This window comes from Pseudomonas sp. BB438, from assembly GCF_057180225.1.
The window spans coordinates 547,282-564,370 of record NZ_CM170001.1 but is presented as its reverse complement, the minus strand read 5'-3'; the positions used below and the strand labels follow the sequence as shown (position 1 = coordinate 564,370).

Genomic DNA, 17,089 nt, shown 5'->3' with positions numbered 1-17,089 from the left:
CTGTTCGCAAGCAATGACGATGGCGTCCCCCTCGCTCCTACAGGTTCAGCGTCACAGGAACCAGCGGTACTCCCGCGCGCTGACTTCGTTCATGAAGTCCAGGTGGTCGTGGCGCTTGTTCTCGCAGTAGACGAAGACGAACTCGCTGCCCAGGCCCTCCTTCACCACCGGGTGGTCTTCCATCTCGGCGACGGCGCCGAGCATGTCGCGGGGGAAGTCGATGCCGCTGGCGCGGTCTTCGTTCAGCGGCGGGATCGGCTCCTGGCGGGCTTCCAGGCCGTGTTCCATGCCGGTGAGGATCGCCGCGAGCACCAGGTACGGGTTGGCGTCGGCGCCAGCGAGGCGGTGCTCGATACGCAGGTTCTTGCCGTCAGACTCCGGAATGCGGATGCACGCATCGCGGTCTTCGAAGCCCCAGCTGGCCTTGCTCGCCGCGTTCACGCGGGAGCCGTAGCGGCGATAGGCGTTGTGGTTGGCGGCGAAGATCGGCATGCAATGCGGCAGCAGCTCCAGGCAACCGGCCACGGCGTGGCGCAAGGCCTGCTGGTTGTCACGGTCGAGCAGGTTGTTGCCGTCGCGGTCGTACAGGCTGACGTGCACGTGCATGCCGCTGCCCGGCGCATGCAGGTAAGGCTTGCTCATGAAGCTGGCACGGTAGCCATGCTTGAGGGCCACGCCGCGCGTGGCGCGGGTGAACAGCGCGGCCTGGTCGGCGGCGTGCAGGCCGTCGTCGCAGTGGGCGAAGTTGATCTCGAACTGGCCCGGGCCGATCTCGGCGGTGATGACGTTGGCGTCCACGCCCTGCTCGCGGGAGGCGTCGACAATCTCGTGGAGCACGTCGGAGAAGCGCGACAGGCGCTCGATGTGCATGTTCGGCTGGTCGTCCTCGTCGTCGCACAGCGGGTCGCGCGGGTACTGCGGCAGGCCGGCATCGAGCTTCTTGTCGAACAGGTAGAACTCCAGCTCGAAGGCCACCACCGGGCGGATGCCCTTGGACTCCAGGCGCTGCATGACGCGGGCGAGCACTTCGCGCGGCTCGAACTCGATGGGCGCTTCGGTGCCGTCGGAGCTGATCAGCATCTGCCCCAGCGGCTGGTTCTCCCAGCGCACCGGCTTGAGCGAGCTGGGGATCAGGCGGCGCGGCGCATCCGGATCGCCATCGTTGAAGCAGTAGTCGCCGATGGGATGCAGGCCGCCCTGAACGCCCAGCAACACGCAGTTCTGTGGCAGCTTCAGCGGGCTGCCGGCGGCGACCTTCTCGAGCATGTCCACAGGGTAGCGCTTGCCGTAGAAGTGGCCGGGAATGTCCAGGCAGATCAGGTCGACGTAACGAATGTCCGGGTATTGCTGGCGGAAGGCGCGGACTTCGCTGAGCAGGTCGGGATGCATCGGGCGGTTCATTGAGGTTGCCTTTTTGTTCTCGGGCGCTGGGAGAAATTTCGGGGCGGGACCGTCGCGAGCGAAGGCCAGGCAAGGCGGGAGTCGGCTCGGATGCGGAGTTTAGGCCGCTAAATGAGCAGTCCGAGCCGACTTCCAACGTCGCATGGGCGAGCCCAGCAGGTACCGGTCGAAATTCACGTGAAGATCCACAGCACCCTTGTCGGTTTGTCGGTGAGGTTGCCGTAACGGAACTGGCTGTGCGGCGGCAGCTGGAAACTGTCGTTGGGGTAGAGGGTGACGGTGTCGTCCTCGTACCAGATGGTCAGTTCGCCTTCGAGGACGAACCCGCCCTGCTCCGAGCTGTCGTCCAGGTGGCCCTCGCCGCTGGTGGCGCCGGGGGCGAGGATGCTGTCGAGCAGTGAGAAGCCGCCGGACATGTTCGGCGAGGCGAGGATGTCGGTGACGCCACCGGCGTAGTACAGGGTGCGGCGGTCGTTCGGCCGGGTCACCCAGTCGCGCTCGCGGCGGGTGTCGCCGGCGTAGAAGTAGGTCGTCGGCACGCCCAGCGCTTCGCTGATGGCGGTGAGGTCGGCGACGGTTGGTTGCGAGAGGCCGCGCTCGACCTGGGAAAGGAAGCCCACCGAGCGGCCGATCTGCTCGGCAAGCTCGCCCAGGGTGAGGTTCTTGTGCTTGCGCAGGTCGCGGATCAGCGTGGCAAGGTGTTCGTTGGCAACCGTCTGGGTCATGGCGAAATCCGATTCAGATGAAGTCCCGCAATCGATACCAGGCCTTGCCGACGGCTTCCAGTGGCGCGGCGAAGCGCTGGCCGCCGGGGAACCCGGGATTGCGGATGCGTTGATAGAGGTCAAGCTCGTCGCTGCGGCCGAACATGGCTTCGCTCACGGCATGGGCCGCGGCCAGGCTCGGCAGCACACCGTGGCCGGAGTAGCCCTGCAGCCAGTAGAGGTCGCCGCGCCGGCCGATGTCCGGGGTACGCCGCATGCTGCAGTCGATGTGCCCGCCCCAGGCGTATTCCAGCTCCACACCCTTGAGCTGCGGGAAGACCCGCTCGACATACGGGCGCGTGGCGGCGCGGATGTCCGAGGGCATGCCGCCCAGGTAGGTGCAGCCGCCGCCGAACAGCAGGCGATGATCGGGGGTCAGGCGGAAGTAGTCGAGGACGAACTGGTTGTCGGTGACGCAGCAGTTCTTCGGCAACAGCGAGCGCGCCAGTTCCTCGCCCAGCGGCGCGGTGGCGACCTGGTAGGTGCCTACTGGCAGGATGCGCTCGGAGACGTCGCGGTCCAGCCCGTCGATGTAGGCGTTGCAGGCCAGCACCAGGGAGGCGCAGCGCACGCTGCCATGCTCGGTGGTGACTTCATAGCCGTTGCCGCTCTCGCGGAAGCTCAGTGCACGGGTCTGCTCGTAGATGCGGCCACCGGCACGCTCGATGGCGCCCGCCAGGCCGTAGGCCAGTTTCAGCGGGTTGAGGTGAGCGGAGTTGGGGTCGTAGAGACCGGCCTGGTAGCGGTCGCTGGCGATCCACTGTGGCAGCTCTTCACGCGGGATGACCTGCAGGCCTTCGTAGCCCCAGCGGCGGTTGGCTTCGGCCTGCCAGTCGTAGAGCGAGCCGACCCGGCGTTGCAGCACGGCGGTCCACAGGTGGCCGATGCGGTAGTCGCAGTCGAAACCGTGGCGTTGCGGCAGGTCGCGCAGCTCGTGGGCGGCCCAGAGCATGCCTTGCCACAGGCGCAGCGCGCCTTCGTGGCCGAGGTCGTCCTCGATGGGGCCCAGGTCGCTGGACCAGCCGGGCAAGGCCTGTCCGCCGTTGCGCCCGGAGGCGGCCCAGGCGATGCGACTGGCTTCGATCATGCAGACCTGGCGGCCACCTTCGACCAGTTGCAGCGCCGTGTGCAGGCCGCTGAACCCGGCACCGATCACCAGGACTTCGCATTCCAGCGGCTCACGCAGCGCGTCGCGCGGCTGGATCAGCTCGGGGTTTGCGCCGGCGTAGTAGGTGCCGACCGGCTCAGGCGAACGCAGGAACATTGCAACCTCGTGAAATTGTTCTGATTATTTTTCATGAAAAATAACAGAACAAATTTCACAAGGCTAGCCCGTCGTCACTTTCGCGAGAGGGGCCGAGTGCGCTGGGTCAGGAAGACAGCACCGCGGCGCCGCCCTGCTCCTCGCGTTTCTGCCGCACGCTGACCACCACCACCAGCGCCACCAGGATGCCGGCGAGGATGGCCGAGGAACCGATGGTGCCGAAGTCCAGGCCGCCCTTCTCGTGGGACTTGGTCAGCACGTCGCCCAGGGTCGCGCCGAACGGACGGGTCAGCACGAAGGCCACCCAGAACAGCAGCACCGAGGACAGCTTGGTGAAGTAGTGCAGCACCACCACCACGGCGATCAGGCTGCCGATCAGCAGCGCGCCGCCGGCGAAGCCCAGGCCGGAGTCGTCGGCGAGGAAGTCGCCCAGTGCGGTGCCCAGGGTGTTGGAGAAGAGGATCGCGATCCAGTAGAACATCTCGCCCTTGAAGTTGCGGATGTTGTCCACCGACAGCGAGATACCGCTGAAACGCCAGGCCGCGAAGATCGCCACCAGGATACTGACGAGGATCGCCGAACCGGTGGCGTAGCCGAGCCCCAGGGTACGGTCCATGAAGTCGGACATGGTGGTGCCGGCGGTACTGGTGGAAAGGATCACCAGCCAGTAGAGCCAGGGTACGTAGCGCTTGCTGGCGAGCTGGCCGACCAGGGTGATCAGGAACAGGCTGATGAGGATCAGCGAGCTGACTGCGTAGCCGACGTTGAGGGTCATCGACAGCAGGTCGCCTGCGGTTTCACCCAGGGTGGTGGCGCAAATCTTCATCACCCAGAAGGCCAGGGTGATCTGTGGCAATTTGTTGTTCACGGGTCTGTCTCCGGAAATGAGCGGGATCGACGCAGGTCTTACCGAGTGATTGCGTCGCTGCACCCCGGAGTTGGCGGTCTCCCCCGATAACCCCCTGGCGCATGGTCGGGGAGACTGAAGGTGGCGCAGTGAAGAAAGGGTCAAGCGGGTATGAAAAATCCATTGGCCAACTTCGCGCCCGGCCCACCGACGGATGACAGATCACGTTCAGTTGCTATGGTTTTACGTGGGGGCAATGCGCCCGAGGACCGCTTGACTACGCGCGTGGCGCATGGGGATAGGGATGAATCAGATGATCAAACCGCAACCGTACTGCAAGAACTGCCGGCTGGCGCCGCCGACCCTGAGTGACGACAAGGTCCAGGAGCTCGAGGCGATCATCAAGCCGGGGCACCTGCTGCACAAGGGTGACTTCGTGTTCCGCCAGGGCGATCCGTTCCACAGCGTGTACCTGGTGCGCTCCGGTTCGATCAAGACCTTCACCACCAACGAGCAGGGGCTGGAAAAGATCACCGGCTTCTACTTCGCCACCGAGATCTTCGGCTTCTCCGGCATGGGCGAAGGCAGTTACCCGGTGTCGGCGCAGGCACTGGAAAGCACGCTATGCAGCGAGATCCCGTTCAGCCAGCTCGAAGAGCTGTCGATCCAGATTCCGGGGCTGTCGCACCAGATCATGCTGATGATGAGCCGCAAGATCCGCGAGGATCAGCAGATGAAGCTGCTGCTCTCGCGACTGAACTCGGACTCGCGCATCGCGGCCTTTCTGCTGAACATTTCCGCGCACTTCCGCGAGCGCGGCTTCTCCGCCACGCGCTTCCGCCTGAGCATGTCACGCAACGAAATCGGGGATTACCTGGGGCTGGCGGTGGAGACGGTTTCGCGTAGCTTCACCCGCCTGCAGAAACACGGCTTGATCCGAGTCGACGGACGGGAGACGGAAATCGTCGACTTCACCGAGCTGTGCGCGCTGGCCGGGGGTGAGGTCGAACTTTAAGGTTCCAGCGGACCTTGTTTGCGAGCAAGCCCGCTCCTACAGGGTCCGCATTCCCCCGATAGTTCCGTGCCAGCTCCTGCTTCTGCATGAGCCAGCTTGCTCGCAAACCACCCGAGCGGCGAGTCTCGCTAAAGCCCCCTCACCCTCGCCACTCTGCTCATCACGTCCCGATCACGCCACCATCGTCCTTGGTGATCACCAGCGTCGTGGAGCGCGGGATACTCTTGCCGTCGCTGGCCGGGAAGCTGATCCCTGGATGCTGGATGTTCACCCACAGCGTCTTGCCGTCCGGGGTCTGGGTGATGCCGGTCAGCTCGCAGCCGCGCGGGCCGACCAGGAAGCGGCGCACCTCGCGGCTGCTCGGGTCGGCGCAGAGCAGCTGGTTGCAGCCCATGGCCTGCATCGCCGGGACGTCATCGTCGTAGTCGGTCTCGATCCACAGGCGTCCGGCGGCGTCGAAGTACAGGCCGTCCGGCGAGGAGAAGATGTCGCCGTTGATGGTGCCGATCAGGTTTTCCGGCGCGTTGGCGCCCTGGTGCTCGCCGGCCAGCAGGAAGATGTCCCACTGGAAGGTGGTGGCGGTCGGGTCGCCGCCGGCTTCGTTCCAGCGCAGGATCTGCCCGTGGAGGTTTTCCTTGCGCGGGTTGGCGGCGTCCACCGGTTGCTTCTTGCCACGCCCGTCGTTGTTGGTGAGGCTGACGTAGACCTCGCGGGTGGCCTGCTGCACGGCGACCCACTCGGGGCGGTCCATCGGTGTGGCGCCCAGCTTGTCGGCGGCGGCGCGGGCGTTGACCAGCACCTCGGCCTGGCTGGCGAAACCGTTCTCGGCGGTCAGGCCGTTCTGCCCGTGCACCAGCGGCAGCCACTGGCCGCTGCCGTCGGCGTTGAAGCGCGCGACATAGAGCGTGCCTTCGTCGAGCAGGTCGCGATTGGCGGCGCGATCATCCGGGTTGAATGTGCCCGCCGGGACGAACTTGTAGACGTACTCGCCCTTGGTGTCGTCACCGTAATAGAAGGCCATTCGGTTGTCGGCGCCCAGCGAGAGGGTCGAGCATTCGCGGCAGAAACGGCCGACGGCGGTGCGCTTCTTCGGCGTGGAAGACGGGTCGAACGGATCGATCTCCACCACCCAGCCGAAGCGGTTCGGTTCGTTGACGTGGCCGCCGTGGGGCTGGTCGGCCCTGGGCGTGGCGTCGAAGCGCTCATCCACCGCTTCCCAGGCGTAGTAGTTGCTGAACGGTCCGTTGGACAAGCCGTAGCGCTTGTGCGAAACGCGCTTGGCGTAGTCGTCCTTGTCGCGGTTGACGAAGTACTGGTGCCAGTTTTCTTCGCAGGCGAGGTAGGTGCCCCACGGCGTGACGCCCATGGAGCAGTTGTTCAGGGTGCCGAGCACCTGTTTGGCCTCGGGATCGCTGGCGGTGCGCAGCAGGTCGTGGCCGGCCAGCGGGCCGGACAGGTCCAGCGGCGAACTGCCGGTGATGCGGCGGTTGTAGCTCGAGCCTTCGACGCGCAGCCACTGGCCGCCGGCGTCCTTCTTCACCTCGATCACGCTGAGGCCGTGGGCGGCGATTTCCTTGCGCACCTCGCCTTCCGGGCGGCCGCGCGAACCATCGGGGCGGTCCTCGAAAGTCTGGCCCTTGGGGTGCAGCGTCGGGTTGATGTACTCATGGTTGATCACCAGCAGGCCGTGACTGTCCGGCGCGTCCGGGAAGGGGAAGTAGTGCATGCCGTCATGGTTGTCGCCGGCCTGCAGCTCCTGGGCTTTCCAGTCTTCGCTGGCGTCGCCTTTCCAGGCCGGCGAGCCGCTCACCACGGCGTCGCCCCAGGAGAAGAACGGCCGCGCGCTGTAGCCCTCGGCGACGATCACTCGGTCGAACCTCGGGTCCTGCTGCACCGGTACGCCCTTGAAGCCGAGCAGCGCCGTGGGCACCGGGGCGTCGGCGGCGAACAGCGAGCGGCCGGGCAACAGGCCGCCGCCGAGGAAGCCGACCGCGCCCAGCACCAGGCTGTTCTTCAGCAGGCGACGGCGCGAGGCGTCAATGATCTCGCTCATCGGGACGTTGCCGGAGGGGTTGATCGATTGATCGTCGAAGGCGGCCAATCGCTCGTGAAAATCCTGGAAACGTTCGCTCATCAGAAGGTTCCTTCCGCACGGCCGCCTGTCTGACGGCTCGGATTGTCAGTAAAGCTCTCGGCGGAAGGTTAGGAACGGGGTGTTACGTCGGCATGACAACGCCGCCGAGCCTGATGGCAGGCTCGGCGGCGGGAATAAAAGCCGCCCCACAGGACCAAGACGACGTCCGGAGGCGGGCGCGAGGGCATTTGCGAAACAGTGCGGCGCAGCCACTCAGCTGTGCAGGCCGCCCTGCTCCGAACATTCGGGGCCCGCCAGGCGGGCCGTCCAGTCTTCGAGCACGCCACTGGTCAGGCGTTGCGCGGCGGTCTTGCGCCAGCGCAGGGAAAGCGCATCGCAGGCCATCATCAGGCGCAGCCCGGTGCGTTCCAGCGGATGGCCGAAGTACCAGTCCAGCAGGCTCGCCACGGTGAGCTGCGGGTAGTGCCGCTGCACCAGCTCCAGCGGCGCATCCGCGGCGACCATGCCGGAACGGCGCACCCGATAGAACCAGCCGCAGCGCCCCTGCTCCTGCACCTCTAAAGGCAGCTCGGGCAGGTTCCAGCGCCGTGCCAGGCGGTAGCTGGGCGAGCGCGGCTGGCTGACCTCGATCAGCGCGTCGCCCCAGCGGAACAGGTCGCCGATGCACACCTCGTGCTCATTGAGGCCAAAAGTCGACAGGTTCTCGCCGAAGGCCGGCTGTCGCCAGCGCGTCTGCGGATGCCGCTTGCGCCAGTGACGATAATGCTCGGCCGGATAGTGGTGCAGCGCGCGGTCCAGGCCGCCGTCGCGGCGCAGGTCGGACCGTCCCTCCCCGGGCAGCCCTTCGGCGCCGAGCCAGACTTCCTGATGCGCTTCCAGCCTGTCGATTTCGCTGAGCAAACCGCCCCAGCTCTCTTCGACTTTGCCTATGAATACGCCCTGGATGACGATGCTTTCCACCTTTGTCTACCCATCTGAGACAGCGGACAAGCGCTAGAGTAGAGGCCTGGATGGGTGACACTCCATTTCGATTTTCCAGTTTCGTTGATAAGCAGATCTTATGAACTTCCGCCAGCTCCGCTATTTCGTCGCGCTCTACGAGGAAGGCCATGTCGGACGCGCCGCCGAACGCCTGGCGATTTCCCAGCCGGCGCTGTCGCAGCAGATCCGACAACTGGAGCAGAACCTCGACGTCGCGTTGTTCCAGCGCAGCGGCAAGCGCCTGCTGCCGACCGCTGCCGCACACACGCTGTACAACCACGCGGTGCCGCTGCTCGAAGGCCTGGAGCGCGCCCGCGAGGCGCTTCGCGGCTTCCGTGGGCAGAGCGCGCGCAGCCTGGTCATCGGCGTGCTGCAAACGGTCAACGCGAGCCTGGTACCGCACCTGGTGGAGCGCCTGCACGCCGCGCAGCCACATCTGCAGGTGCGCATCTACGAACTCTCCGGCGTGGAGATCGAGCGCCGTCTGCTGATCGGTCAGTTGGACATTGGCATCGGCTTCCTGCCTCCTCGCCAGCCGGCACTGCACGGCGTCGAGTTGTACCCGGACGAACTGCAACTGGTGATCCCGGCGGACCATCCGCTCAAGGACTTCAAGAAGGTCTCGCTGGCCCAGGCGGCGGAACTGCCGATGTTGCTGCTCGGCGAAGAATTCCGCGCCCGGCAGATCTGGCAAGAACAGCTTGCGGCCATAGGCCGGCGACCACGGGTGCAGGCGGAGCTGAACCACATGGGCGGCATTCTCGACAGCCTGCCGCAGAGCCGCTTCGCCACCGTGCTCCCCGGCCGCGCACGGCAGATGCACAGTCATCCGAATCTGTTGTGGAAGCCGCTGAGCGAGCCACGCATCCCGTTGAGCGTAGGGCTGGTGTATCGCGACGCGCAGCGGCAGCAGCCGACAGTAGAGTTGTTGCGCTCGCTGCTGGACGGGGCCGTGTGATAGCGCTGGCGCCGACGAAAGCGGCTACCGGCCAGCCTGGAATTTCCCTGTGGGAGTGGGCCATTCCCGCGATCGCGCGCGTGGCGCGCGCCTGCAGGTCGGCGCCGTCCTGCCCCTCCAGCACACAGCCGATCGAAATCGCGGGCAAGAAAAAACCCCGCTTCTTGCGAAGCGGGGTTTTGCAGACCGATATCCTGACGTCCGTGCTAGCCACCGTCCTTGGTGGATTCCCTTGTTTCCGTATTGTCGTTGGCGCTTCCTGCGCAATGTCCTGACTGAGGAGAAGGTTACCGCCGTAAGCCTTTGTCAGAAAGACGCCGATCACCACCGCTGCTTGTAAGCTTTGGCTTACACGGTTTCGTTCTAGCGCCCTTCGGATAGGAAATATCCCCATAAAAAAGCCCCGCCGGAGCGGGGCTTTCGGGTCGAGCACTCAGAACTGCGCGGCGTCCAGCAGGTACAGCGACTCGCTGCCCGCCTTCACCGAAGCGCTCAGGGAGTGGATGCGCGGCAGCAGGCGGGCAAAGTAGAAGCGCGCGGTGCCCAGTTTGCTGGCGTAGAACTCGTCCTGGCCTTCCTTGCCCAGCGCAGCGCGAGCCATCAAGGCCCACATGTAGGCGTAGGCGGTGTAGCCGAAGGCGTGCAGGTACTCGACCGAGGCGGCGCCGATTTCGTTCGGGTTGCCTTTGGCACGGTCGAGGACCCAGGCGGTCAGCTCGTCGAGGTTCTGCACAGCGGCGTTCAGCGGGCCGGTGAACTCAGCCAGCTCGGCGGAGGCCGAAGCGGTGAAGGCGCGGATCTCGTCGGTGAACAGCTTGGCGTAGGCGCCGCCGCTGCCGACAATCTTGCGGCCCATCAGGTCCAGCGCCTGGATACCGTTGGTGCCTTCGTAGATCTGGGTGATGCGGCAATCGCGCACCAGTTGCTCCTGGCCCCACTCGCGGATGAAGCCGTGGCCACCGAAGATCTGCTGGCCGTGGATAGTGGTTTCCAGGCCCATGTCGGTGAGGAAGGCCTTGGCCACCGGGGTCAGCAGGGCGACCAGTTCCTCGGCGCGCTTGCGGGTGGTCGGCTCTTCGCTGTACTTGGCGGTGTCCAGCTGCATGGCGACGTAGCTGGAGAAGGCGCGGCCGCCCTCGTTCAGTGCCTTCATGGTCAGCAGCATGCGGCGCACGTCCGGGTGGACGATGATCGGGTCGGCGGCTTTGTCCTTGGCCACCGGGCCGGTCGGCGCGCGGCTCTGGATACGCTCGCGGGCGTACTCCACGGCGCTCTGGTAGGAACGCTCGCCGGTGGCCAGGCCCTGGATGCCCACGCCCAGGCGCTCGTAGTTCATCATGGTGAACATGGCGGCCAGGCCCTTGTTCGGCGCGTCGACGATCCAGCCGGTGGCGCCATCGAAGTTCATCACGCAGGTGGCGGAACCCTTGATGCCCATCTTGTGCTCGATGGAGCCACAGGACACGGCGTTGCGCTCGGCCAGGGAACCGTCGGCATTGACCATCACCTTCGGTACCAGGAACAGCGAGATGCCCTTGGAGCCGGCCGGCGCGTCGGGGAGCTTGGCCAGCACCAGGTGGATGATGTTCTCGGTCAGGTCGTGCTCGCCGCCGGTGATGAAGATCTTGGTGCCGGAAATCTTGAAGCTGCCGTCGGCCTGCGGTTCGGCCTTGGTGCGGATGATGCCCAGGTCGGTGCCGGCGTGCGGCTCGGTCAGGCACATGGAGCCAGCCCAGGTGCCGGCGTACATGTTCGGCAGGTACTTGGCCTTGAGTTCTTCGCTGGCATGGTTGAGCAGCGACAGGCAGGCACCGGCGGTCAGCATCGGGTACAGGCCGAAGGACAGGTTGGCCGAGTTGACCATTTCCTCGACCTGGGCGCCGATCACCTTGGGCATGCCCATACCGCCGAATTCCGGCGCGCCACCCACGCCCACCCAGCCGCCTTCGGCGTAGGTGCGGTAAGCCTCGGGGAAGCCAGCCGGGGTCTTCACGCCCTCGGCGCTCCAGCTGCAGCCTTCTTCGTCGCCGCTGCGGTTCAGCGGGGCGATCACACCGCCGGTGACCTTGCCGGCTTCTTCGAGGATCGCCGACGCGGTTTCGGCATCGACGGTCTCGGCCAGGGCGGGCAGTTCGGCCCAGAGATTGGCGACCTCGAAGACTTCATTGAGGACGAATTGCATGTCGCGCAGGGGAGCTTTGTAGTCAGCCATGATGGATCCTCGAACGAAAACGACGGCTGAACAGGCAGCCAGCGGTATCAGAATAGGAGGTACACGAAGGTACGCCGCCGGAGTTTACTCCAACAACTTTTCAGACTTTAAGCGTCATGTTGTGACCGTACAACTACAGATTGGTCACAATATGTAGCAAAAAACGAGGAGGCCCGCGGGATGCGGGCCTCCTCGTCTGGCGCGGGGATTAGAGGGCGAACTGCTCGGCCGACAGGCGCATCAGCACCTCGGAACCGGCTTCCGCCGCCGCCACGTGAGCCAGGGCGCGCGGCAGCAAGCGGCTGAAGTAGAACTCGGCGGTGGCCAGCTTGGTCTGGTAGTAGGCCGACTCGCTGGTGCCCTCGTCCAGCTTCTGCTGGGCGACGAGCGCCATGCGCAGCCAGAAGTAGCCGAGGGTGACGTAGCCGGAGAACATCAGGTAGTCGACCGAGGCGGCACCGACTTCGTCCGGGTTCTTCATGGCCGCCATCCCGACCTTCTGGGTCAGCTCGCCCCACTGCTTGTTCAGCGTCGCCAACTGGGCGACCTGCGCGTTCAGCTGCGGGTGCTCGGCGTGCTGCTGGCAGAACTGGTGCACGAGCTTGGTGAAGCCCATCAGCAGCTTGCCCTGGCTACCGAGGACCTTGCGGCCCAGCAGGTCCAGCGCCTGGATGCCGTTGGTGCCTTCGTAGATCGGCGCGATGCGGCAGTCCCGCACCAGCTGCTCCATGCCCCACTCGCGGATGAAGCCGTGACCACCGAATACCTGCATGCCGATGTTGGTGACCTCCAGGCCGGTCTCGGTCATGAAGGCCTTGCAGATCGGCGTGAGGAAGGCCAGCAGGTTGGCGGCGCGCTCGCGCTCCTCGGCGTCCTGGGACAGGTGTTCGATGTCCAGCAGTTGCGCGGTGAAGTAGGCCAAGGCGCGGTTGCCTTCGTTGAATGCCTTCATGGTCAGCAGCATGCGGCGCACGTCCGGGTGGACGATGATCGGATCGGCGGGCTTGTCCGGCGCCTTCGGGCCGGTCAGCGAACGCATCTGCAGGCGGTCCTGGGCGTAGCGCACGGCACCCTGGTAGCTGGTCTCGCCCAGGCAGAGGCCCTGCATGCCGGTGCCCAGACGCGCATGGTTCATCATGGTGAACATGCAGGCCAGGCCCTTGTTGGCTTCGCCGATGAGGAAGCCCTTGGCGCCATCGAAGTTCATCACGCAGGTGGCCGAGGCCTTGATGCCCATCTTGTGCTCGATGGAGCCGCAGGCGACGGCGTTGCGCTCACCGGCCTCGCCGTTCGCGTCCAGGTTAAACTTGGGCACGATGAACAGCGAGATGCCCTTGGTGCCCGCCGGCGCGTCAGGCAGCTTGGCCAGGACCAGGTGGATGATGTTCTCGCTCATGTCGTGTTCGCCGGCGGAGATGAAGATCTTGGTGCCGGTGATCGCGTAGCTGCCGTCCGCGTTGGGCACGGCGCGGGTCTTGATGATGCCCAGGTCCGTGCCGCAATGCGGCTCGGTGAGGCACATGGTGCCGGTCCAGACCGCACTGGTCATGCGCGGCAGGTAGGTGCTCTTCTGCTCTGCGGTGCCGTGGGCGTGGATGGCGGCCATGGCGCCCTTGGTCAGGCCGGGGTACATGCCCCAGGAACAGTTCGACGCGCCGATCATCTCGCTGACCAGCAGGCCAAGGGACGGCGGCAGCCCCTGGCCACCGAATTCCGGATCGCTGGAGACGCCGTTCCAGCCGGCCTCGACGTACTGCGCGAAAGCTTCCTTGAAGCCCTTGGGCGTGGTCACTACACCATTGTCGAAGTGGCAGCCTTCCTCGTCGCCGGAGCGGTTCAGCGGGGCGATCACCTGCTCGCAGAACTTCGCGCCTTCCTCGAGGATGGCGGCGAACATGTCCGGGGTAGCGTCGGTGGCGCCGAGGGCTTCGTAGCGGCCGGTGAAGTCGAAGACTTCGTCGGTGAGGAAGCGCACGTCGCGCAGGGGGGCCTTGTACTCGGGCATCGCGAATCTCCGTTCGGTTCAGGGCGCCAGAGCGGCGCGGAAACCTCGAACCTAACGGTCCATGAGCGCTCGGACAATCACGCTGCACGTGCTGAATGCGCGGTCATAACGCAGGCCGTTCAGGCGGTGCGCACCGCCCCGCGACGCGACTGCCCATGCACTGCCACGCGGTTGCGTCCGCCGCTCTTGGCCGAGTACAGCGCCTCGTCTGCGCCCTTGATCACTTCTTCCGGGCTACGCCGCTCGCCGTCGCGCTCGGCGACGCCGACGCTGATGGTCACCGAGACGGTCTGCGCCTCCTTGCCAGCGCGCTTGTTGCGGCCCTGGCGATCGTCCTTGGGCCGGTTGCCGCGGTCGCGCAGGTGCATGGCGTAGCCCTCGATGGCCTGGCGAACGCCGTCGAGGTAGGGCAGGCACTGCTCCACCGTCTTGCCGGCAAACACCAGGGTAAACTCCTCGCCGCCATAGCGATACGCCTTGCCGCCACCACCGGTGCGGCGCAGTTGGCTGGCGACCATGCGCAGCACCTGGTCGCCGACGTCATGGCCGTGGCTGTCGTTGAATTTCTTGAAGTGGTCCACGTCGACCATCGCCAGCACGTACTGCTGGCCCAGGCGCTGGAAGCGCTCGTTCAGCGCGCGACGTCCCGGCAACCCGGTGAGCTCGTCGCGGAAGGCCATCTGGTAGGCCTCGTGGGCCACGGCGCCGGCCAGGGTAAGCATCACCAGACTGGTCATCACGGTGAGCGCATGGGGCAGGATGAACACCTTGGGCAGCATCCACAGCAACCCGAGCAGGCCCAGCAGTTGCGCCGCGTGCAGCGGCCGCGGCTGGCGCACATAGGCGGCGACCAGGGCGATGAAAGCCAGGAGAAAACCGAGGTAGGACAGTTGCGCCAGGTTCATCCAGTGGCCGTGCAGCGCCGGCCAGTAGGTATCGCTGAGCAACTCCGCAAGGCCCTGCGGGAAGCGCTTGGCCAGGGCCGTCGCCACACCGGCCACGGCAATCAGCGCGGCGCTGCGGGCGAGCAGGTCCTGCAGCATGTGCATGCGCTCCTGCCAGATGCCGTACAGGCCGTAGAGCAGCGGCAACAGCACGCAGCAGAGATGGAATATCAGCGCTGCGTCCGGCATCACCACGCGGTGCGCCTGGAAGTAGTCGACCTGGTTGTCGAGCAGGAAGTAGGCGATATAGACCACCGATAGCATGAACAGCTGCCGCTGCCGGCCGTAGACCATGCACAGTGCGCCGCCGAGCAGGAGCAGCAGGGTCGGCAGGACGTTGAACAGCGAGATGAAGAAGTCGGACAGTTCGCCCACGGTGCCGACAGCGATGCCGGCCGGAATCAGCAACAGGGGGGTAAGGAAGTGGCTGAGCCGGTAGGGGGCTGTGGGTCGCACAGGGGGTTCCGCAGAGTGGGTGCCGGGCTCGCGGTCAGTCGATCGGCAAGTGGCGTAATGATGGCATTTTCTGCGGGGATTTGTGTGGGTTCGGATACGAAAAAGCCCGCCTTGCGGCGGGCTTCTTCCTGTTCAGCAGACGGACGGCGAACCGTCCGTCCAGAGCGCTGATCAGTAACCGAGGGCGAAATCTTCCTCGGCCAGGTCCATCAGGTTGTTAGCGCCGGACAGCATGGCACCCACGTGCGCGCGGGTACGCGGCAGGATGCGCTGGAAGTAGAAGCGCGCGGTCTTCAGCTTGGCCTGGTAGAAGGCCTCTTCGCTGGTACCGGCAGCCAGCTTCTCGGCAGCCAGGCGAGCCATGTCGGCCCAGAAGTAGGCCAGGCAGGCGTAGCCGGAATACATCAGGTAATCCACCGATGCAGCGCCGACTTCCTCGCGGTCCTTCATGGCAGCCATGCCGACCTTCATGGTCAGGTCGCCCCACTCCTTGTTCAGCGCAGCCAGCGGTGCAACGAACTCCTTCACGGCGTCGTTGGCTTCGTTGGCCTGGCAGAACTTGTGCACGATCTTGGTGAAGCCCTTGAGCGCTTCGCCCTGGGTCATGAGGATCTTGCGACCCAGCAGGTCCAGCGCCTGAACGCCGGTGGTGCCTTCGTACAGCATGGAGATGCGGCTGTCTCGGACGTTCTGCTCCATGCCGTGCTCGGCGATGAAGCCGTGGCCGCCATAGATCTGCACGCCGTGGTTGGCGGCTTCGAAGCCCACTTCGGTCATGAACGCCTTGGCGATCGGAGTAAGGAAGGCCAGCATCGAGTCAGCGGCTTTCTTCTCTTCTTCGTTCTGGCTGCGCTGGACGATGTCGACCTGCTTGGCAGCGAAGTACAGCATCGCGCGGTTGCCTTCGGCGAACGCCTTGGCGGTCAGCAGCATGCGGCGTACGTCAGGGTGCACGATGATCGGGTCAGCGGGCTTCTCCGGTGCTTTCGGGCCGGTCAGCGAACGCATCTGCAGACGCTCGCGAGCGTAGGCGATGCCACCCTGGAAACCGATTTCGGCGTGGGCCAGGCCTTGCAGCGCGGTACCCAGGCGAGCGGTGTTCATGAAGGTGAACATGCAGTTCAGGCCCTTGTTCGGCGGGCCGATCAGGAAGCCGGTAGCGGCGTCGAAGTTCATCACGCAGGTGGCATTGCCGTGGATGCCCATCTTGTGTTCGATGGAGCCACAGGAAACGGCGTTGCGCTCGCCCACGTTGCCTTCGGCGTTGGGCAGGAACTTCGGCACGATGAACAGCGAGATGCCCTTGGTGCCTTGCGGGGCGTCGGGCAGGCGGGCCAGCACGATGTGGACGATGTTGTCGGCCATGTCGTGTTCGCCAGCGGAGATGAAGATCTTGGTGCCGGTGATCTTGTAGGTGCCGTCAGCCTGGGGCTCGGCCTTGGTGCGCAGCATGCCCAGGTCGGTGCCGCAATGCGGCTCGGTCAGGCACATGGTGCCGGTCCACTCGCCGGAGACCAGCTTGGTCAGGTAGGCGTGCTGCTGCTCCGGGGTACCGTGGGCATGCAGGGTGTTCATGGCGCCGTGGGACAGGCCCGGGTACATGCCCCAGGACCAGTTGGCCTGGCCAACCATCTCGCTGATGGCCAGACCCAGGGATTCGGGCAGACCCTGACCGCCGTGCTCGACGTCATGGGCCAGGCTCGGCCAGCCGCCTTCGACGAACTGCTGGTAGGCCTCTTTGAAGCCGGTCGGCGTCTTGACGCCTTCCGGGCTCCATTTGCAGCCTTCCAGGTCGCCAGTGCGGTTCAGCGGAGCGATTACCTGTTCGCAGAACTTCGCACCCTCTTCGAGGATGGCATTGACCATGTCCGGGGTGGCGTCTTCGGCACCCGGCAGGTTCTGGTAGTGCGCTTCGTAGCCCAGCAGCTCGTCGCGAACGAAACGGATATCACGCAAGGGGGCCTTGTAATCAGGCATAGCGGTAAACCTCTACGAAGGGTTCTGGTTAATGGGCGACCGGTTGCTGCGGTCGCAGTGCGGGAGCATTCCCGGCCGCCCAGTCGGTGCGCGCACGCATCCGGACAGTCAAACAGGCGTTTGAAACATACGTTTACGCCATACCCTTGTCAAGCGCGCAAACCGACCAT

12 protein-coding genes are annotated in these 17,089 nt (G+C 65.3%); 2 read left to right on the top strand and 10 right to left on the bottom strand.

Going from position 1 to position 17,089, the window contains the following annotated elements:
- Positions 1–51: 51 nt before the first annotated feature.
- The 4 genes from AC1ZV1_RS02690 to AC1ZV1_RS02675 form a co-directional block, all read right to left on the bottom strand.
- The gene (locus AC1ZV1_RS02690) at positions 52–1,401 is read right to left on the bottom strand and encodes a glutamine synthetase family protein (RefSeq protein ID WP_484295422.1); all 1,350 of its coding nucleotides are present in this window, start codon (positions 1,399–1,401) and stop codon (positions 52–54) included.
- A gap of 173 nt (positions 1,402–1,574) precedes the next feature.
- Complete coding sequence (locus tag AC1ZV1_RS02685) at positions 1,575–2,126, bottom strand: helix-turn-helix domain-containing protein (RefSeq protein ID WP_192296265.1); 552 nt, start codon at positions 2,124–2,126, stop codon at positions 1,575–1,577.
- A 13-nt stretch (positions 2,127–2,139) separates the two neighbouring features.
- The gene (locus AC1ZV1_RS02680) at positions 2,140–3,429 is read right to left on the bottom strand and encodes an NAD(P)/FAD-dependent oxidoreductase (protein WP_484295421.1); all 1,290 of its coding nucleotides are present in this window, start codon (positions 3,427–3,429) and stop codon (positions 2,140–2,142) included.
- Positions 3,430–3,535: 106 nt separating this feature from the next.
- Entirely contained in the window at positions 3,536–4,255 is a 720-nt protein-coding gene (locus tag AC1ZV1_RS02675; RefSeq protein WP_484297492.1) for a COG4705 family protein, read from the bottom strand.
- A 334-nt stretch (positions 4,256–4,589) separates the two neighbouring features.
- On the opposite strand from AC1ZV1_RS02675, the gene fnr reads away from it, so the two are divergent.
- Complete coding sequence (gene fnr / locus AC1ZV1_RS02670) at positions 4,590–5,291, top strand: fumarate/nitrate reduction transcriptional regulator Fnr (protein WP_484295420.1); 702 nt, start codon at positions 4,590–4,592, stop codon at positions 5,289–5,291.
- Between the two features lie 160 nt (positions 5,292–5,451).
- On the opposite strand, the gene AC1ZV1_RS02665 is transcribed toward fnr, so the two are convergent.
- Together AC1ZV1_RS02665 and AC1ZV1_RS02660 are read right to left on the bottom strand one after the other, a co-directional pair.
- A complete protein-coding gene (locus tag AC1ZV1_RS02665) occupies positions 5,452–7,425 on the bottom strand; it encodes a PhoX family protein (protein WP_484295419.1) in 1,974 nt (657 codons plus the stop codon).
- Positions 7,426–7,638: 213 nt separating this feature from the next.
- Complete coding sequence (locus AC1ZV1_RS02660; protein WP_484295418.1) at positions 7,639–8,346, bottom strand: MOSC domain-containing protein; 708 nt, start codon at positions 8,344–8,346, stop codon at positions 7,639–7,641.
- 100 nt (positions 8,347–8,446) lie between these two features.
- Between AC1ZV1_RS02660 and AC1ZV1_RS02655 the strand changes: the two genes are divergently transcribed.
- Positions 8,447–9,325, top strand: coding sequence for a LysR family transcriptional regulator (locus AC1ZV1_RS02655; protein ID WP_484295417.1), 879 nt, complete (start codon positions 8,447–8,449; stop codon positions 9,323–9,325).
- A gap of 433 nt (positions 9,326–9,758) precedes the next feature.
- On the opposite strand, the gene AC1ZV1_RS02650 is transcribed toward AC1ZV1_RS02655, so the two are convergent.
- From AC1ZV1_RS02650 to AC1ZV1_RS02635, 4 genes are all read right to left on the bottom strand, one after another.
- Positions 9,759–11,537, bottom strand: a complete 1,779-nt coding sequence (locus AC1ZV1_RS02650) for an acyl-CoA dehydrogenase C-terminal domain-containing protein (protein ID WP_484295416.1) — start codon at positions 11,535–11,537, stop codon at positions 9,759–9,761.
- Positions 11,538–11,745: 208 nt separating this feature from the next.
- Positions 11,746–13,542, bottom strand: coding sequence for an acyl-CoA dehydrogenase C-terminal domain-containing protein (locus AC1ZV1_RS02645; protein WP_484295415.1), 1,797 nt, complete (start codon positions 13,540–13,542; stop codon positions 11,746–11,748).
- A gap of 119 nt (positions 13,543–13,661) precedes the next feature.
- Positions 13,662–14,942 (bottom strand): GGDEF domain-containing protein, encoded by a 1,281-nt coding sequence (locus AC1ZV1_RS02640; protein WP_484295414.1) that lies wholly within the window; start codon positions 14,940–14,942, stop codon positions 13,662–13,664.
- A 171-nt stretch (positions 14,943–15,113) separates the two neighbouring features.
- Positions 15,114–16,919, bottom strand: a complete 1,806-nt coding sequence (locus AC1ZV1_RS02635) for a phenylacyl-CoA dehydrogenase (protein ID WP_484295413.1) — start codon at positions 16,917–16,919, stop codon at positions 15,114–15,116.
- Positions 16,920–17,089: the final 170 nt, after the last annotated feature.

What these genes read in the sequence shown, in the direction of transcription:
- AC1ZV1_RS02675 (WP_484297492.1), bottom strand. Translation starts at nt 4,255, where the DNA reads ATGAAGATTTGCGCCACCACCCTGGGTGAAACCGCAGGCGACCTGCTG.
- AC1ZV1_RS02635 (WP_484295413.1), bottom strand. Translation starts at nt 16,919, where the DNA reads ATGCCTGATTACAAGGCCCCCTTGCGTGATATCCGTTTCGTTCGCGAC.
- AC1ZV1_RS02655 (WP_484295417.1), top strand. Translation starts at nt 8,447, where the DNA reads ATGAACTTCCGCCAGCTCCGCTATTTCGTCGCGCTCTACGAGGAAGGC.
- AC1ZV1_RS02680 (WP_484295421.1), bottom strand. Translation starts at nt 3,429, where the DNA reads ATGTTCCTGCGTTCGCCTGAGCCGGTCGGCACCTACTACGCCGGCGCA.
- fnr (WP_484295420.1), top strand. Translation starts at nt 4,590, where the DNA reads ATGATCAAACCGCAACCGTACTGCAAGAACTGCCGGCTGGCGCCGCCG.
- AC1ZV1_RS02685 (WP_192296265.1), bottom strand. Translation starts at nt 2,126, where the DNA reads ATGACCCAGACGGTTGCCAACGAACACCTTGCCACGCTGATCCGCGAC.
- AC1ZV1_RS02645 (WP_484295415.1), bottom strand. Translation starts at nt 13,542, where the DNA reads ATGCCCGAGTACAAGGCCCCCCTGCGCGACGTGCGCTTCCTCACCGAC.
- AC1ZV1_RS02665 (WP_484295419.1), bottom strand. Translation starts at nt 7,425, where the DNA reads ATGAGCGAACGTTTCCAGGATTTTCACGAGCGATTGGCCGCCTTCGAC.
- AC1ZV1_RS02690 (WP_484295422.1), bottom strand. Translation starts at nt 1,401, where the DNA reads ATGAACCGCCCGATGCATCCCGACCTGCTCAGCGAAGTCCGCGCCTTC.
- AC1ZV1_RS02650 (WP_484295416.1), bottom strand. Translation starts at nt 11,537, where the DNA reads ATGGCTGACTACAAAGCTCCCCTGCGCGACATGCAATTCGTCCTCAAT.